Below are 16,236 nucleotides of genomic sequence, written 5' to 3' on the forward strand. Positions count from 1 at the left end.
AAGTTTAGTATGCCTCGCCCGATTACTGCGGTGATTCATGCCCAGGCCTTACGCCAGAATCTGGCGGTCGTCAGGCAGTCGGTTCCTAACAGCAAAGTCTTTGCCGTGGTCAAAGCCAATGCGTATGGACACGGGATTGAACGGGTCTATGACGCTTTTAAAAGCGCCGATGGTTTTGCCTTACTCGATCTCGAGGAGGCAAAACGTCTACGTGCTTTAGGCTGGACCGGCCCGATTTTATTGCTGGAAGGAATTTTCTCTCCGCAAGACCTGTTTGATTGTGCGCAGTATCAATTAAGTTTTACCGTGCATAGTGAGCAGCAGCTGGCCTGGTTGCAGCAACATCCGTATCCTGCCCAGTTTGATATTTTCCTGAAAATGAACAGTGGTATGAATCGTTTAGGTTTCAAGCCAGCGCACTATCGTGAGATCTGGCAGCAATTGTTTTCGTCTGCGAAAGTGAGTTCAGTGACCCATATGATGCATTTTTCTGATGCCGATGGTGATCGTTTCGGTCAGAAGGGCATTGACTATCAGCTCAGCGAGTTTGAAGCCACGATTCAGGATTTACCCGGCCAAAGATCGGTCAGTAACAGTGCTGCAATCTTAAGATATCAAACGCAATTACAATCGGATTATGTGCGTGGCGGCATCATGCTGTACGGCAGTTCTCCCGATTATCCCAAACACAGCATTCAGGACTGGGGCCTTGCGCCAACCATGAGCTTGCGCAGCGAAATCATTGCCGTGCAACAGCTCAATGCTAATGAAAGTGTCGGTTATGGCTCCAGCTATATAGCCGAACAGCCAATCAGGATCGGTATTGTGGCTTGTGGTTATGCCGATGGTTACCAACGTATTTCAGCGACTGGTACGCCGGTACTGGTAAACGGAATCCGGACCCGTACCATTGGTCGTGTCAGCATGGATATGCTGGCGGTGGACCTGACTCCGATCAGTGATGCACAGGTGGGCAGTGAAGTGGTGCTGTGGGGCCAATCCAGCACAGGAACAATTTTACCGATTGACGATGTCGCGGCGACTTCAGGCACCATTGGTTATGAACTGATGTGCGGTGTCACGGCACGTGTCAATTTTATCTATCAGGAATAAGGAAATAAGCATGTCAAATTCAGATATTCAAAAGATCAACACCAACGAAGTCATGAGTGCGGTAACGGTATTCAATAAAGTGGTGTATTTGTCCGGTCAGGTGCCTAAAAATGCCGATCTGGATATTGAAGGACAAACCCGTGAAGTGCTTGCCACCATCGAGCAATTACTGGCTTCAGCAGGAACCGATAAATCACGCTTGCTCTCTGCGCAACTGTTTTTAAAGGATCTTTCAGATTTCCCTGTGGTGAATAGCATCTGGATTGACTGGTTAAAAGGTCATGTTGCGCCTTCACGTGCCACCATTCAGGCAGATCTGGTCAATCCAAAGTGGTTGATCGAAATTGCGGTTGTTGCAGCACAAAAATAAAGCGATCCGCTTTATTTTTGCTTAAAAAATATAAAAAAAGAAGAAAAGTAACGTATTTGCAGTAGATAAAACGTAGTGAGATACGTATTTTCTTGCAATTAAAAATGAGTCAGCCCGCAGGAATGGACGGCTAGCAATAGCACAACAATAACAGGCTGGCTCATGAGGGAAACGTAAAAAGGAACTTTTGGTTATGACGGTTACACATCAACAGTCAGAAGGCGAACAGTCGCCCAATGACTTGCAGCGCAAACTCTCCAATCGCCATTTGCAACTGATTGCAATTGGCGGTGCCATCGGTACGGGCCTGTTCATGGGCTCAGGAAAAACCATTTCACTGGCAGGCCCATCGATTCTGTTTATTTACATGATTATCGGCGGGATGTTCTTCTTTTTGATGCGAGCACTCGGTGAGTTGTTGCTGGCAAATTTACACTATAAATCTTTTGTCGACATGGCGCATGACCTGATTGGGCCATGGGCCGGCTACTATATGGGCTGGACCTACTGGCTGGGCTGGGTACTGGTCGGAATCGCCGATCTGGCCGCCGTGATCAACTATTTAACCTTCTGGCTGCCCGAAGGCACCATGTTTACCCCGATCGGGCAGGCCGCAATCAGTGCCGGTTGTGTGCTGTTTGTGTTGTTCCTGAATCTGCTGACGGTGCGTCTGTTTGGCGAAATTGAATTCTGGTTTGCCCTGATCAAGATTCTGGCCATCCTCGGGCTGATTGGTGTCGGCGGTTATATGATCTTTAGCCATTTCCATGCTCCACATGGTGCGGTGGCATCACTGAGTAATGTCTGGTCGCATGGCGGGATGTTCCCTAAAGGACTGGATGGTTTCTTGGCGGGTTTCCAGATCGCAGTCTTTGCCTTTGTCGGGGTGGAGCTGATTGGGACCACAGCGGCAGAAACCAAAGATCCGCATAAGAACCTGCCAAAAGCAATTAATGCAATTCCGATCCGGATTATCCTGTTTTATGTACTGGCTTTACTGGTAGTAATGTCGGTCACGCCATGGAATATTATCCGTGCCGACAAGAGTCCGTTTGTAGAATTATTCATGAATGCCGGGATTGTCACCTCGGCTATTATCATGAATCTGGTGGTGCTATCTTCGGTGATGTCATCGATGAACAGTGGCGTATTCTCGACCAGCCGTATGTTATTTGGCCTGTCTAAAGATGGTCAGGCACCGAATGCATTTGCACGGTTATCCAAAAGTGCTGTACCTGCTAATGGCCTGATCTTTTCCTGTGTGTTCATCATGGGTGGGGCAGTACTGCAATACTTTGTACCGAATACGCTTGAAGCCTTTACCTTGGCGAGTTCATTGTGTGTCATTCTGTTCATCAGTGTCTGGAGTCTGATTATGGTGTGCTATATCCGCTACCGTAAGTTACGCCCAGAATTGCATGCACAATCGAAGTTTAAAATGCCGGGTGGTGTCTTCATGTCTTATGTGGTGATTGCCTTCTTGCTATTTGCACTGGTGATTCTGGCATTGGAACCGGATACCTTAAAAGCTCTGTACGTCAGTCCGTTATGGGTGATTCTGTTGGCGGTGACCTATCAGTTGCTATATAAGCCAAGAATGAAAAAACTCGGTCGTGAACTGGTGCAATAAATCCTGCCGAGTGGATGAAAGCCGATCTATAGTGATCGGCTTTTTTTATGCTCCGGTTGAATTGTGCTAGTCCACCAGTAACTGTTGGTATTGATCTGCCTGCTGTCGTAAATAATCCCAGACCAGTTTGATGCGCGGATCATGTTGTAGATCAACAAAAGTCAGCATCCAGAAGGTATGGGTAAAGCGCACCTGTTGTTGCAATACCGCTTCAAGCTCAGGTTTATCGTCGGCCAGAAACTTGGGCAAAATCGCCAGTCCTGCGCCTGCACTGACTGCAATCTGTTGCGCCAGAATACTGCTACTCCGGAAGTTGGCGCTCAATTTTAAGGGTAAGCGTTCCAGACAATACAGCTCCGGGCTATACACCAGATCATCAATATAATTGACGAAACGATGCTGGGTTAAATCATCCAGACCCTGAATCGGCGGGTTTTGGGCTAGATAGCGCTGGCTGCCATAAATTTTTAAACAATAATCGGAGAGTCGGGTAATGATATAAGGCCCCGAGGTTGGACGCTCAATCGACACCACAATATCCGCTTCGCGATGCGACAGCTTGATCATTTTCGGTACCGGAATCAGGTCAATGGTGAGTAACGGGTACTGGATCGAAAACTCTGCCAGCAAGCGGGCTAAAAATGCGGTACCAAAGCCTTCCGGTGTGCCAATTCGCACACGTCCTTGCAAAGGCTGATCGGGCTTTTCAATTTGCAGAAAGGCCTGTTCCATTTGTTCGACCCGCGGGACCAGCGCCATTCCTTCCAGCGTCAGCTCATAGCCTGTGGCTTCACGCTTAAACAGGGTCGTGCCTAAGGTCTGCTCCAAGGCCTGAATCCGTCTGGCGACAGTACTATGTTCGACGCCAATCACGCGTGCTGCATTGGTCAAGGTCTTGGTTCTTGCCAAAACCAGAAAAAATTGTAGATGATCCCAATCCACTTTCATTGTTATTGTATTCCCTGTGCATATTTGCACAATAATCGTGCATGAATTTGCATTGGTGGTCAAAGCTTTCTTTGTTAGTCTCAAATAAAAGCCCAATCAGGAAAATACCACCCAAGTGTATTTCCGATGATTTAACACAATAAAAATACGACCTATGGAGAGGTTATGAACACAATCCAGAACATCCAGTTGGACACCGCCAAATTACTCATTAACGGCAATTTTATCGAGTCTGAAACCCAGCAATGGCAAGACATTGTCAACCCTGCGACGCAGCAAGTGATTGGTCGTGTACCCTTTGCAACGGCGCAGGAAGTTGATGCGGCGATCCAGGCTGCACAAGACGCTTTTGCATCGTGGCGTCAAACCCCGATTCAGGCACGTATGCGCATCATGCTGAAACTGCAAGAACTGATTCGTGCCAACATGAAAGAAATTGCACAGGTACTAACTGCCGAACAAGGTAAAACGCTGGCGGATGCGGAAGGTGATATTCAACGCGGTTTAGAGGTGGTTGAGCATGCCTGTTCAGTCGGGACCTTGCAAATGGGTGAATACGTCGAAGGGGTGGCGCGTGGTGTCGATACCTATACCTTGCAGCAACCGTTGGGTGTGTGCGCGGGCATTACCCCATTTAATTTCCCTGCCATGATTCCGTTGTGGATGTTCCCGATGGCGATCGTCTGTGGCAATACCTTTGTTTTAAAACCATCCGAACAGGATCCGTTGTCGACCATGATGCTGGTGGAACTGGCAATTCAGGCAGGCATTCCAGCGGGTGTGCTCAATGTCGTGCATGGCGGTAAAGAAGTGGTGGATCGCCTATGTACCCATCCTGATATTAAAGCGATTTCATTTGTCGGTTCGACTGCGGTCGGTACCCATGTCTATAACCTTGCAGGGCAACATGGCAAACGTGTGCAGTCGATGATGGGCGCGAAAAACCATGTCGCGGTAATGCCTGATGCCAATAAAGAACAAACCCTGAATGCCTTGGTGGGGGCCGCTTTTGGTGCAGCAGGACAACGCTGTATGGCATTGTCAGTGGCGGTGATGGTCGGTGACAGCAAGCACTGGATTCCAGAACTGGTTGAAAAAGCCAAGACTTTAACAGTCAATGCAGGGCATGAGCCGAATACCGATATTGGCCCAGTCATTTCAAAACGTGCCAAAGCCCGTGTACTGGACTTGATCAATAGCGGGGTCGAGCAAGGTGCAGAACTGCTGCTTGATGGTCGTGAGGTTCAGGTGCAAGGTTATGAAGCAGGTAACTTTGTCGGGGCGACAATTTTTAGTGGCGTGAATACCGACATGCGCATTTATAAAGAGGAAATCTTTGGCCCAGTACTGTCGATTATCTGTGTCGATACGCTTGAACAAGCGATTGCGCTGATCAATGCCAATCCATTTGGTAATGGCGTGGGCTTATTCACGCAAAGTGGTGCGATTGCGCGTACTTTCCAGAACCTGATTGATATCGGTCAGGTGGGAATCAACATTCCGATTCCAGTGCCTGTACCGTTCTTTAGTTTCACGGGTTCCCGTGGTTCAAAACTCGGTGATTTGGGACCTTATGGCAAACAGGCAGTGCAGTTCTATACCCAGACCAAAACCATTACCAGTCGCTGGTTTGAAGACAGCCACGAAGTTGGTGCTGTTAATACCACCATCAGTTTACGTTAAGGGGATCACGGATGAATATCGCCTTTATCGGTCTAGGCAATATGGGCGGCAGAATGGCCCAGAACCTGCTTAAAGCCGGACTTACAGTCTATGGTTATGATCTCAGCGACGTGGCCATTCAGCACTTTGCCGAGGCGGGTGGTGTGGTTTGCGACAGCCCGCAGGCAGCGGCGAAAAAAGCCGATGTCGTGATCAGCATGTTACCTGCGGCAAAGCATGTTAAAGACGTTTACTTAGGTGACAATGGGGTTTTGGAAGTACTGAAAGCAGGCAGCTTATGCATTGACAGCAGTACCATTGACCCGCAAACCATCAAAGACATTGCAGCAGTTGCGCAAGCTAAAAATATTCATATTTGTGATGCGCCTGTTTCAGGTGGCACCATTGGCGCACAAGCCGGTACGCTGACCTTTATGGTCGGTGCCAATGATCAGACCTTTGATGAAGTGAAACCGGTACTCGGTCACATGGGCAAAAACGTGGTGCATTGTGGCGATGTCGGCGCAGGTCAGATTGCCAAAATCTGTAATAACCTGATTCTCGGGATTTCCATGGCGGCGGTGGCGGAAGGCATGGCACTGGGCGCCAAACTTGGCATTGATCCGCAGGCTTTGGCTGGTGTGATTAACACCTCAAGCGGTCGTTGCTGGAGCTCGGAAGTCTGTAACCCGTGGCCACATATCAGTGAAAATGCCCCTGCTTCACGGGGCTATCAGGATGGTTTTGCCACCCAGTTGATGCTGAAAGATTTGGGTCTTGCAGTTGAAGCCGCAGGGCAGGTGAAGCAGCCTGTAGTGTTGGGCGGGATGGTGCAGCAGCTATATCAGCAAATGTGCATGCGTGGTAATGCACACCTTGATTTTTCCAGCATTATTCAGCAATACCTGCCGCCAGAGGCATAAAAGCTAAAGCCAAAGGATGGCTTTTATTCAGAAATTAAACCCTGTCATGAATAACAATGAATCCAGACTGAGGGAACACAGATGTTGAATTATAAAGAGACGGTACAGGCTTTCGATCTGGAAAGTACTGCAAAACAAATGCTATCCGGTTCAATGGATGCACTGAATGCCTGTTATGAATGTTGTGATCGACATGCGCAAGGCGACAAAATCGCGTTGTACTGGCAAGGCAAAGATGGTCGTAAGCAACAATACACCTTTCGCCAGTTGCAGCAATGGTCGAGTCAATTTGCCAACTTTTTAAAGTCGCAAGGGGTGCAGGCGGGTGACCGTATTTCAGGTCTATTGCCGAGAACGCCTGAACTTTTGGTGACGATTTTTGCGGCTTGGCGTATTGGCGCTGTCTATCAGCCCTTATTTACAGCCTTTGGCCCAAAGGCAATCGAGCATCGTCTGCAACTGGCACAAAGCAAGTTGGTGGTGACCGATGTGACCAACCGCAGCAAACTGGATGAGATTGCACACTGTCCCGCGATTGTCACGGTTGCTGATCCACACGGTACGCCGCTGAAGTCAGGTGACTTTAACTTTTGGGATGCAGTCAAACAGCAGTCTGATCAATGCGAACTGGTGATGCGAAGCATCCAGGATCCTTTTTTGTTGATGTTTACCTCGGGCACCACAGGGCCTGCCAAACCGCTAGAAGTGCCGTTAAAAGCCTTGCTGGCGTTTGGTCGTTATATGCAAGATGCCATTGGTTTGAGAGAAGAAGATTCGTTCTGGAATATTGCCGATCCAGGTTGGGCTTATGGTTTGTATTACGCCATTACCGGGCCACTATTCTTGGGCCATGCCACCTTGTTCTATGAAGGGGGCTTTAGTACCGATAGCCTGTGCCAAATTGTGAAAGATTATCAGATTACCAATCTGGCGGGTGCACCCACAGCGTACCGTATGATGATGGCGGCTGATCCGGCACAGATGGCGCCGTTAAAAGGCCAGTTCCGAGTGGTCAGCAGTGCCGGTGAACCGCTTAATCCTGAAGTGATTCGTTGGTTTAAGCAGGTGCTGGATGCGCCGATTTATGATCATTATGGCCAGACCGAAGTCGGCATGGTGGTGTGTAATCATCATGGTTTAAATCATACCATCCGTGCAGGTTCCGCCGGTTTTGCCAGCGCAGGTTATCGCGTTGCGGTGGTCAATGAACAGGGTGAGGAGCTTCCAGCGGATACCCCCGGAATTCTGGCCGTGGATATCAGCCAGTCGCCGATGATGTGGTTTGGCGGCTATAAGGAAAGTCGCAAATCGCCGTTTGTCGGGCACTACTATCTCACAGGTGATACCGCCGAGTTACATGCCGATGGCAGCATGAGCTTTGTTGGACGTAGTGATGACGTGATCACCACCTCAGGCTATCGGATCGGGCCGTTTGATGTGGAAAGTGCCTTGCTGGAGCATGATGCGGTGGTTGAGGCAGCGGTCATCGGCGTGCCTGATCCGGACCGTACCGAGGTGGTGAAAGCTTTCGTGATTCTGGCGGCGGGGATTCAACCTCTGGAACAGTTGGCGGAAGAGTTGAGCCAGTTTGTGAAAAAACGCTTATCAGCACATGCTTATCCACGACTGGTCGAATTCGTGACTGAACTGCCGAAAACACCAAGTGGTAAGATTCAGCGCTTTTTATTACGTAATCAGGAAATTGCCAAACAGCAAGCAAAGGCAGGGTAAGGAACACAAGATGCAATTGACCGAAGAACAAGTCTTAATACGTGATATGGCGAAAAGTTTCGCCCAAGAACAGCTTAAACCCAATGCCAGTGATTGGGATCGACATGGTACCTTTCCCAAAGATGCGCTTGCACAAATGGGGCAGCTCGGTTTTATGGGCATGCTGATTCCCGAGCAATGGGGCGGTTCGGACACCGGTAATCTGGCCTATGTGCTGGCACTTGAAGAAGTCGCTGCGGCCGATGGTGCGACCTCAACCATTATGAGTGTACATAACTCGGTGGGCTGTGTGCCGATTTTAAAATTTGGTAGCGATGAGCAAAAAGAACGCTTTTTAAAACCCTTGGCACAAGGTGAAATGATCGGTGCTTTTGCCCTGACTGAACCGCATACAGGTTCAGATGCCGCAGCCATTAAGACCCGTGCAGTAAAAGATGGCGATGACTATATTCTGAATGGCGCCAAGCAGTTTATTACCTCGGGTGATAACGCAGGTGTGATTATCGTATTTGCCGTGACTGATCCGAGCGCCGGTAAAAAGGGCATTAGTGCCTTCCTTGTGCCACGTGATACTCCGGGTTATGAAGTGATTCGGGTTGAAGAAAAACTCGGCCTGCATGCTTCGGATACCTGCCAGATTGCCCTGACGGATGTGCGTATTCATAAAAGCTTGATGCTGGGTAAAGAGGGTGAAGGTTTAAAAATCGCGCTGGCCAATCTGGAAGGGGGGCGTATTGGTATTGCCGCACAGGCCGTCGGTCTGGCACGGGCGGCGCTGGAAGAGGCCACCCGCTATGCCAAAGAACGGCTGACTTTTGGCAAACCGATCTTTGAACATCAGGCACTGGCATTCCGTCTTGCCAGTATGGCAACCGAAATCGAAGCGGCACGACAACTGGTGCACTACGCTGCACGACTCAAAGAAGCAGGGCAGCCCTGTCTCAATGAAGCTTCAATGGCCAAGCTGTTCGCTTCGGAAATGACCGAACGGGTCTGTTCAAATGCATTACAGGTATTTGGTGGCTACGGCTATCTGAAAGACTTCCCGATTGAGCGGATATACCGTGATGCACGTATTTGTCAGATTTATGAAGGCACCAGCGATATCCAGCGTTTAGTGATCGCACGTAGTCTATAAAAGCAAAGCAAGGAATCAAGCATGCAGTGGAACAGTATTTTATTAGAAAAGCGTCATGGGGTTGGGCTGATTACCCTGAACCGTCCGCAAGCCTTGAATGCGCTGAATAGTGAATTGATTAGTGAAATCAATCAGGCTTTAGACCAGCTCGAAAAAGATCGTGAGATTGGCTGCATGGTATTGGCAGGCTCGGAAAAGGCTTTTGCCGCCGGTGCCGATATTAAGGAAATGGCTGATCTGGCATTTCCAGATATCTACTTCGACGACTTTTTCCATCTGGCGGACCGTATCGCGCAGCGCCGTAAACCGCTCATTGCAGCGGTGAGTGGCTATGCTCTGGGTGGTGGTTGTGAACTGGCACTGATGTGTGACTTTATCTATTGTGCCGACAATGCCAAGTTTGGTTTACCCGAAGTGACCTTAGGGGTCATCCCCGGCATTGGTGGTACACAGCGTTTAACCCACGCAATTGGCAAAGCCAAAGCTATGGAAATGTGCTTTACCGCACGGCAAATGGGTGCGATCGAGGCAGAGCAAAGTGGTTTGGTGGCACGTGTATTTAGCAAAGAACAATTACTAGAACAGACCCTACAAGCCGCAGAAAAAATTGCAGCGCGTTCTTTAACCGCCAACATGATGCTGAAAGAAACCATTAATCGTGCTTTCGAGGTCAATCTCACTGAAGGTCTGCGTTTTGAGCGCCGTATGTTCCATTCGATTTTTGCGACCTTAGATCAAAAAGAGGGCATGCAGGCCTTTGTAGAAAAACGGCAGGCAAACTTTAAAAATCAATAAGGGATCAAGAGAATGAATACAGAAAATCACTTAATGATTGAGCAACAAGGTAGCTTAGGCGTCATCAGTCTGGATCGGGTCAAGCATTTAAATGCGTTATCGCTCGATATGATTGAAGGCATCTGCACACAACTGGAGCTGTGGCGCAATGATGCTACCATTCAGGCGGTTTTGTTCAAATCGAATAGTCCCAAAGCCTTTTGTGCGGGTGGCGATATCCGTTATCTGTATGACAGTTATAAGAATGAAACGGCTGATTATAAAGGCTATTTCAGCGCTGAATATACCATGCTGAATCTGCTACGCGAATATCCAAAGCCTGTGATGGTCATCCTCGATGGCTATGTACTGGGTGGCGGTTTTGGCTTGGCCCAGGCCTGTCATATTGTGGTGAGTAGTGAAAAGTCCAGATTTGCCATGCCTGAAACCGCGATTGGCTTTTTCCCAGACGTTGGTGCAACCCATTTCCTGTCTCGGCTGGATGATATCGGCGTATATATGGCGATTACGGGAGAACAGATCAGCAGCAGTGATGCGCTCTATCTTGATCTGATCGATTACCATGTGCCGAGTCAGCAATTGTCTGCCTTACAGGCGGCGTTGATTGCAGCACCGAACCTGAGCAAGGCCAATATTGAACAGATCATTGCCCGCTTTATTACCCGTCCTGCTGAAAGTGAACTCCAGCAATTGGTCGAGCCGATCCGTAAGCATTTCGGTTTTCAGCATCTGGATGAGATTGAGCACAGTCTTGCACATGAACAGGAGGAACCGTTCAAAGCATGGACCAGCAAGCTGCTGGAGATTTTGCAACAGCGTTCCTTTATCGCCAAGCAAACCAGCCTGAAATTACAGTATCTGGGCCGTGGACTGTCTTTGCAGCAGTGCATGCAACTGGAACGGGATTTACAGGATATCTGGTTTGAACATGGTGATTTTATTGAAGGTGTACGCGCCTTAATTGTCGATAAAGACAAACAGCCCAAATGGCAACAGCGTAATCCAGAGCTGGAACAGATTCTGGAAAAACTAAGCTAAATACACTCTCCCTTCTATCTACAAACCTCAAGGAGTATCAACCCTCTGAACATGCTGCTGATCAGGATTGAGCATCAGCACAAAAATATAAAACAAGAATATCCAAGCAAGGAAAATGACGATGCAAACAATACATGGAAACGGTTCATCTCCTAACAAGTCATCTCATCGACTGGCAGGTATCTCCAGTATGGTGGGGACCACCATTGAGTGGTATGACTTTTTTATCTACGGCGCAGCAGCCGCCTTAATTTTCAATAAATTATTTTTCCCGAATCTTGACCCGTTGACGGGCGTACTCGCTGCCTTTGCCACTTACGCGGTGGGCTTTATCGGACGGCCACTTGGTGGTCTGGTGTTTGGCCATTTTGGTGACAAGATAGGCCGCAAATCGATGTTACTGTTGACCTTGATGCTGATGGGAATCCCCACCGTGCTGATCGGTCTGTTACCGACCTATGAATCAATTGGTTACTGGGCTGCCATTGGCTTGGTGATCTTGCGCTTTATCCAAGGGATGGCGATGGGTGGTGAGTGGGGCGGTGCCGTGCTCATGGCTGTTGAACATGCGCCAGAGGGAAAAAAAGGCTTCTGGGGCAGTCTTCCTCAGGCCAGTACGGGCGGCGGGCTGATGCTGGCTTCGATTGCCTTGGGGCTGGTGTCTTTATTGCCTGAACAGGCCCTGTTTAGCTGGGGCTGGCGGATTCCCTTCCTGGCGAGCATTATTTTACTGGTAGTCGGTTGGTATATTCGGGTGAAGGTGCCGGAGTCACCAGACTTTGAAAAAGTCAAACAACAGGCTGAAGCAGTTAAAGTGCCGGCCTTACAGGTATTCAAGCAACATCCCAAGCAATTGATCAGCATTATTGTGGCACGTGCGGCGGAGAATGCATGGTTTTATATTGCCTCTACCTTTACCTTGGCCTACACCACCACACAACTGGGCATTGACAGACAGGAAATTTTATTTGCCACCATTTGCGGTGCCGCCGTGATTTTAGTGATGACACCTTTATGTGGGCATTTGTCCGATAAGGTTGGGCAGCGCAATATGTTCATGTTCGGTCTGTGTGTGCTGGCGCTGTATTGTTATCCCTTCTTTAGCATGCTCAATAGCAAAGACCCGGTGCTGGTGTGGACGGCAATTGTATTGGCAATCGGTGTGGTCTTTCCGCTCATGTATGCACCGCAGGCACAATTGTTTGCACGGCAGTTTCCCGCAGAGATCCGTTATAGCGGTATCTCGATTTCGGTCCAGCTGGCAGGTGTCGTCGGTGGTGGTCTTGCACCGCTGATTGCGACCAAACTATTAAGCGTTGGCGGTGGCAATCCTTATCTCATCATGTTGTATATTGCTTCGATGGCAGTTGTTGCCATTATTGCCACTTCATTTATGCCACGAGATCACCATCAGCAGGCATTGGCCACAGAGAACAACAAGCAAGGCGTCAAATTGCAAGCCAAGATGACAGAATAGCGGTTTATTCAAAATGAAATGAAAAAGGTGTCTTTCGATGCAGAGGGGCACCTTTTTATTTTTTAAGGATTTTTATGCAAGGTGGGGAAATCTAATATTAGCGCTTAATTATTTTTGATGTTCCACGTGGAGCATTATCTTTAGACAAAGAAAAAAGCCCTCATCTTTTGATAAGGGCCTTTTAAATTTGGAGCGGGAAACGAGACTCGAACTCGCGACCCCAACCTTGGCAAGGTTATGCTCTACCAACTGAGCTATTCCCGCATATTGAGCAGTTTTTACTAAAACTTACACTTAAAAAAACCAATCTGGAGCGGGAAACGAGACTCGAACTCGCGACCCCAACCTTGGCAAGGTTATGCTCTACCAACTGAGCTATTCCCGCGTGCCAGCTATAATACATTAAGCAAAATAAGGGTCAACAACTTTATGCAAAGAAATTGTTTAATTGCATAAAATAAAAGCATTTTCATTCAAAAATAACCTGAAAAGCAAAAAAATGGATAAAAGTTTCGCTTCAAGAGAGGTCATGTATACTAATGAACTATCTCAATCTGACCGGACAGCCTGACTCATGAATTTAGAACAACAGTTGATTGAACGTTTACAAACACTGGCACCCACTCATCTCGAAGTGATTAATGAGTCAGCAGGACATGGTGGTTATTTCCCAGGGAAAGAATCACATTTTAAAGTGATTGTGGTCAGTGATGAATTCCAAGGCTTACGTCTGGTACAGCGTCATCAAAAGATTTATGCCGTTGCTGCCGAGCTAATGAGCCCGGGTCGTATCCATGCGCTGGCGATTCATGCCTATATCCCGAGTGAATGGCAAGGTGAAGCACCAGCCAGTCCTGACTGTGCACATGCACCAAAAGCTTAAGGACGGATCATGGACCTACATCTCATTACGAAAATGCTGCATCTGCTTGCAATGAGTCTGTTGATTATTGCTTTTGTATTACGCGGTTCGACCTTATTTGTGGGTATACAGGATCAGCAGCCCAATCTAAAGGCCCGTAAAGCGATGGTTGGCTTACAGCATTTATCGTTGACCCTGATTATTGTTACGGGTGTGATCTTGCTGGCAATGAAGAATTTTGATGTACAGCCGTGGTTCTATGCCAAAGTGATCCTGTTCTTTGTGTTGTGGTCGTCATTGATCAAAACCTATAAGCAAGACAGCAGTATCTTGCTGGAACAACGCCGTGCAGGGTTGCTGATTGGTACAGTGGCCATGGTCGGGATTCTCGGTCTTGTGATGATTAAACCGGTTTTTGCCTGATTGTTGGACATTGTATTTAGAAATTGTTTTTGCACTAGGTTAAACTGCGTGCAGTTTAAAAAAAACAGGGTAGAGGGAAATCATGTTAACGCGTGTGGTGTTTAACCAGAAAGGTGGTGTGGGGAAATCGAGTATTACGGTTAATCTGGCCGCAATTAGTGCAAAACAGGGCCTGAGAACACTGGTCATTGATCTTGATCCACAAGCAAACTCAAGCCAGTACCTGTTAGGTGAGGATGCCACCTATTCGGCGGACAAAGCCGCGTTAGAACCCAATATTGAAAATTTCTTTGATGACGTTTTAGGCCAGACCCAGCAAAAAGGGCTGATTGGCAATGCTATTGGTTCGATTTTAAAAGCACCTCGTGGTAAGGGACTGGACAGCTATGTGCATCGCTCATCATTCGAGAATCTGGATGTCATTCCGGCCAGTCCAAGTCTGGGTAGCTTAGAGCATGCACTGGAAAGTAAACATAAAATCTATAAATTGCGTGATTCGATTCAGTCACTCAGCGCACGTTATGACCGGATCTTTATTGATACGCCGCCTGCCTTTAACTTCTTTACCTTATCTGCGTTGATTGCAGCAGATCGTGTACTGATTCCATTCGATTGTGATGTATTCTCCAAACGCGCGTTACAAACTTTGATTGAAAATGTGCTCGAAACCCAAGATGATCATAATGATCGCCTTGAGATTGAGGGAATTGTGGTCAACCAGTTCCAGTCTCAGGCAAAGTTACCTCGAGAAGTGGTTCAACAACTCAAAGATGAAGGTTTGCCTGTGCTGGATAGCATGTTGCCGCCGTCGATCTTGATGAAAGAATCACATCAAAAGAATTTACCATTGGTTCATCTGGCATCTGAACACAAGTTGACGCTTGCTTATGTCACCCTGTTCAATGAGATTGAATCGAAGCAATAAGAGAACATTATGAAACGTTTATATTGGATGCCTGTTCTGGCGGCAAGTATGCTTTTGGGTGCTTGTGCATCAACGGTTAAGCCAGCTTATGTTTCACCGACGCAATATCAGGGCTTGAACTGTCAGCAATTACAGGCCGAGTACAACCGTATTCAGTTGTATATTGAAAACGGGGTTCAAACACCAAAACGTACCGGTATGGGCGTGGGGGTAGGACTCGGTGGCGGCTGGGGCCGTGGTGGTTGGGGCTTCGGTCCATCCATTTCTGTCAACATGGGTCAGTCGATGAATACCAAGAATACCGAACTTGCCAATGTGCTGGGACAGCAAGATGCGATCGTGCAGGCAGCCAAGTTTAAAGGTTGCCCGATTATCGTAAAACAGCGTCCGAAATCTTAATTTTTACCCGTTTATCACCATAATTCGTTATGGTGATAAATAACTAAATTATCGCAAAATGTTTCAAAAAATAATCATAAAAATCAATTTTTTAAAAAATTATCTCGTCTAAATCCCGCTATTTTTACTGCTGTTTTTATTACCGAAATTTGTATTTTTGCCCTAAATTCGTTTAAGGTGGCGCCCATGTATAGTCGTTCGGTATGTGTATGATTGAGAGTTGGTTTTTTGTTTTGGCGATGTTGGCAGTGTTACTGATTCCAGGTCCGACCAACGCTTTACTTGCCAGTGCAACCCACCAACAAGGTGTACCCAAAACCATCAAATTTATTCCAATCGAATGGTTGGGATATATGTACGGCATCAGTTTATGGGCACTGTTAATTCATCTTTTTGATCCGATCTGGCCTGCACTGGGTGCGATTTTACATACCGCAAGTTTGCTTTATGTGCTCTGGATGGCTTTTCATCTCTGGAAAAGTTCACATCTGCAAAAACATGATCAGCATCATCCGCATATCCGCAAGCGACAGTTGTTCATGTCGACCTTAAAAAATCCGAAAACGGTGTTGTTGGCCGCAGGCATTTTCCCTAGTGAAACCTGGAATTCAATCGAAAATGCGCTCATGGTATTTGCCGTGTTTAGCCTGATTCTTTTACCGGTCAGTATTTTCTGGATGATCTTCGGACGTGCATTAATGGCGGGAAGTCTGATTGGAATTAAAGCCGATCATTTATATAAAGGATCGGCTGTGTTATTGCTGATTTGTATGTTACCGATGATCTTCCGCCTGTTTTAAAG

General features: G+C 47.6%; 16 protein-coding genes and 2 tRNA genes. 15 read left to right on the forward strand and 3 right to left on the reverse strand.

Translation table 11 applies throughout. The features are described from left to right. Nucleotides 1-9: 9 nt before the first annotated feature. The 3 genes from alr to JO943_RS16455 all read left to right on the forward strand — a co-directional run bounded on the left by alr (nucleotide 10) and on the right by JO943_RS16455 (nucleotide 3,113). Nucleotides 10-1,113 carry an alanine racemase gene (gene alr, locus JO943_RS16445; protein ID WP_202741342.1) on the forward strand — a complete coding sequence of 368 codons (1,104 nt, stop codon included), beginning with the start codon at nucleotides 10-12 and terminating at the stop codon, nucleotides 1,111-1,113. Between the two features lie 10 nt (nucleotides 1,114-1,123). Beyond that, nucleotides 1,124-1,483, forward strand: coding sequence for a RidA family protein (locus JO943_RS16450; RefSeq protein WP_032876656.1), 360 nt, complete (start codon nucleotides 1,124-1,126; stop codon nucleotides 1,481-1,483). Between the two features lie 193 nt (nucleotides 1,484-1,676). Beyond that, on the forward strand, nucleotides 1,677-3,113 hold the full coding sequence (locus tag JO943_RS16455; protein WP_005228338.1) for an amino acid permease: 1,437 nt from the start codon (nucleotides 1,677-1,679) through the stop codon (nucleotides 3,111-3,113). Nucleotides 3,114-3,179: 66 nt separating this feature from the next. On the opposite strand, the gene JO943_RS16460 is transcribed toward JO943_RS16455, so the two are convergent. Continuing rightward, nucleotides 3,180-4,061, reverse strand: a complete 882-nt coding sequence (locus JO943_RS16460) for a LysR family transcriptional regulator (protein WP_202741343.1) — start codon at nucleotides 4,059-4,061, stop codon at nucleotides 3,180-3,182. Between the two features lie 165 nt (nucleotides 4,062-4,226). On the opposite strand from JO943_RS16460, the gene JO943_RS16465 reads away from it, so the two are divergent. The 7 genes from JO943_RS16465 to JO943_RS16495 all read left to right on the forward strand — a co-directional run bounded on the left by JO943_RS16465 (nucleotide 4,227) and on the right by JO943_RS16495 (nucleotide 12,825). Next, complete coding sequence (locus JO943_RS16465; protein ID WP_005228340.1) at nucleotides 4,227-5,744, forward strand: CoA-acylating methylmalonate-semialdehyde dehydrogenase; 1,518 nt, start codon at nucleotides 4,227-4,229, stop codon at nucleotides 5,742-5,744. Between the two features lie 11 nt (nucleotides 5,745-5,755). Beyond that, nucleotides 5,756-6,646 carry a 3-hydroxyisobutyrate dehydrogenase gene (gene mmsB, locus JO943_RS16470; protein WP_202741344.1) on the forward strand — a complete coding sequence of 297 codons (891 nt, stop codon included), beginning with the start codon at nucleotides 5,756-5,758 and terminating at the stop codon, nucleotides 6,644-6,646. Between the two features lie 81 nt (nucleotides 6,647-6,727). Then, nucleotides 6,728-8,377, forward strand: coding sequence for an AMP-binding protein (locus JO943_RS16475; protein WP_202741345.1), 1,650 nt, complete (start codon nucleotides 6,728-6,730; stop codon nucleotides 8,375-8,377). A gap of 10 nt (nucleotides 8,378-8,387) precedes the next feature. Further along, complete coding sequence (locus JO943_RS16480) at nucleotides 8,388-9,515, forward strand: acyl-CoA dehydrogenase family protein (RefSeq protein ID WP_032870952.1); 1,128 nt, start codon at nucleotides 8,388-8,390, stop codon at nucleotides 9,513-9,515. 21 nt (nucleotides 9,516-9,536) lie between these two features. After that, on the forward strand, nucleotides 9,537-10,310 hold the full coding sequence (locus tag JO943_RS16485) for an enoyl-CoA hydratase (RefSeq protein WP_202741346.1): 774 nt from the start codon (nucleotides 9,537-9,539) through the stop codon (nucleotides 10,308-10,310). A gap of 12 nt (nucleotides 10,311-10,322) precedes the next feature. Next, nucleotides 10,323-11,348: an enoyl-CoA hydratase/isomerase family protein gene (locus JO943_RS16490; RefSeq protein ID WP_202741347.1), complete on the forward strand. Its 1,026-nt coding sequence runs from the start codon at nucleotides 10,323-10,325 to the stop codon at nucleotides 11,346-11,348. A 121-nt stretch (nucleotides 11,349-11,469) separates the two neighbouring features. Then, nucleotides 11,470-12,825 (forward strand): MFS transporter, encoded by a 1,356-nt coding sequence (locus tag JO943_RS16495; protein ID WP_202741348.1) that lies wholly within the window; start codon nucleotides 11,470-11,472, stop codon nucleotides 12,823-12,825. Nucleotides 12,826-13,013: 188 nt separating this feature from the next. Here JO943_RS16495 and JO943_RS16500 read toward each other — a convergent pair. Continuing rightward, a tRNA-Gly gene (locus tag JO943_RS16500) sits at nucleotides 13,014-13,089 on the reverse strand. Nucleotides 13,090-13,134: 45 nt separating this feature from the next. Next, nucleotides 13,135-13,210, reverse strand: a tRNA-Gly gene (locus JO943_RS16505). Nucleotides 13,211-13,399: 189 nt separating this feature from the next. Between JO943_RS16505 and JO943_RS16510 the strand changes: the two genes are divergently transcribed. From JO943_RS16510 to JO943_RS16530, 5 genes are all read left to right on the forward strand, one after another. Then, the gene (locus JO943_RS16510) at nucleotides 13,400-13,708 is read left to right on the forward strand and encodes a BolA family protein (protein WP_005228347.1); all 309 of its coding nucleotides are present in this window, start codon (nucleotides 13,400-13,402) and stop codon (nucleotides 13,706-13,708) included. Between the two features lie 9 nt (nucleotides 13,709-13,717). Beyond that, nucleotides 13,718-14,110 (forward strand): SirB2 family protein, encoded by a 393-nt coding sequence (locus JO943_RS16515; protein ID WP_202741349.1) that lies wholly within the window; start codon nucleotides 13,718-13,720, stop codon nucleotides 14,108-14,110. An 82-nt stretch (nucleotides 14,111-14,192) separates the two neighbouring features. After that, nucleotides 14,193-15,035, forward strand: coding sequence for a ParA family protein (locus JO943_RS16520; RefSeq protein ID WP_032876321.1), 843 nt, complete (start codon nucleotides 14,193-14,195; stop codon nucleotides 15,033-15,035). A 9-nt stretch (nucleotides 15,036-15,044) separates the two neighbouring features. Then, nucleotides 15,045-15,434 carry a hypothetical protein gene (locus JO943_RS16525; protein WP_005228352.1) on the forward strand — a complete coding sequence of 130 codons (390 nt, stop codon included), beginning with the start codon at nucleotides 15,045-15,047 and terminating at the stop codon, nucleotides 15,432-15,434. Between the two features lie 209 nt (nucleotides 15,435-15,643). Then, nucleotides 15,644-16,234 carry a LysE family translocator gene (locus tag JO943_RS16530; RefSeq protein WP_005228353.1) on the forward strand — a complete coding sequence of 197 codons (591 nt, stop codon included), beginning with the start codon at nucleotides 15,644-15,646 and terminating at the stop codon, nucleotides 16,232-16,234. Nucleotides 16,235-16,236 lie beyond the last annotated feature (2 nt).

Origin of the sequence: Acinetobacter sp. 'aerobic (ED)', assembly GCF_904886855.1 — a bacterium.
Lineage (GTDB): Bacteria > Pseudomonadota > Gammaproteobacteria > Pseudomonadales > Moraxellaceae > Acinetobacter > Acinetobacter courvalinii.

What these genes read in the sequence shown, in the direction of transcription:
- alr (WP_202741342.1), top strand. Translation starts at nt 10, where the DNA reads ATGCCTCGCCCGATTACTGCGGTGATTCATGCCCAGGCCTTACGCCAG.
- JO943_RS16450 (WP_032876656.1), top strand. Translation starts at nt 1,124, where the DNA reads ATGTCAAATTCAGATATTCAAAAGATCAACACCAACGAAGTCATGAGT.
- JO943_RS16455 (WP_005228338.1), top strand. Translation starts at nt 1,677, where the DNA reads ATGACGGTTACACATCAACAGTCAGAAGGCGAACAGTCGCCCAATGAC.
- JO943_RS16460 (WP_202741343.1), bottom strand. Translation starts at nt 4,061, where the DNA reads ATGAAAGTGGATTGGGATCATCTACAATTTTTTCTGGTTTTGGCAAGA.
- JO943_RS16465 (WP_005228340.1), top strand. Translation starts at nt 4,227, where the DNA reads ATGAACACAATCCAGAACATCCAGTTGGACACCGCCAAATTACTCATT.
- mmsB (WP_202741344.1), top strand. Translation starts at nt 5,756, where the DNA reads ATGAATATCGCCTTTATCGGTCTAGGCAATATGGGCGGCAGAATGGCC.
- JO943_RS16475 (WP_202741345.1), top strand. Translation starts at nt 6,728, where the DNA reads ATGTTGAATTATAAAGAGACGGTACAGGCTTTCGATCTGGAAAGTACT.
- JO943_RS16480 (WP_032870952.1), top strand. Translation starts at nt 8,388, where the DNA reads ATGCAATTGACCGAAGAACAAGTCTTAATACGTGATATGGCGAAAAGT.
- JO943_RS16485 (WP_202741346.1), top strand. Translation starts at nt 9,537, where the DNA reads ATGCAGTGGAACAGTATTTTATTAGAAAAGCGTCATGGGGTTGGGCTG.
- JO943_RS16490 (WP_202741347.1), top strand. Translation starts at nt 10,323, where the DNA reads ATGAATACAGAAAATCACTTAATGATTGAGCAACAAGGTAGCTTAGGC.
- JO943_RS16495 (WP_202741348.1), top strand. Translation starts at nt 11,470, where the DNA reads ATGCAAACAATACATGGAAACGGTTCATCTCCTAACAAGTCATCTCAT.
- JO943_RS16510 (WP_005228347.1), top strand. Translation starts at nt 13,400, where the DNA reads ATGAATTTAGAACAACAGTTGATTGAACGTTTACAAACACTGGCACCC.
- JO943_RS16515 (WP_202741349.1), top strand. Translation starts at nt 13,718, where the DNA reads ATGGACCTACATCTCATTACGAAAATGCTGCATCTGCTTGCAATGAGT.
- JO943_RS16520 (WP_032876321.1), top strand. Translation starts at nt 14,193, where the DNA reads ATGTTAACGCGTGTGGTGTTTAACCAGAAAGGTGGTGTGGGGAAATCG.
- JO943_RS16525 (WP_005228352.1), top strand. Translation starts at nt 15,045, where the DNA reads ATGAAACGTTTATATTGGATGCCTGTTCTGGCGGCAAGTATGCTTTTG.
- JO943_RS16530 (WP_005228353.1), top strand. Translation starts at nt 15,644, where the DNA reads ATGATTGAGAGTTGGTTTTTTGTTTTGGCGATGTTGGCAGTGTTACTG.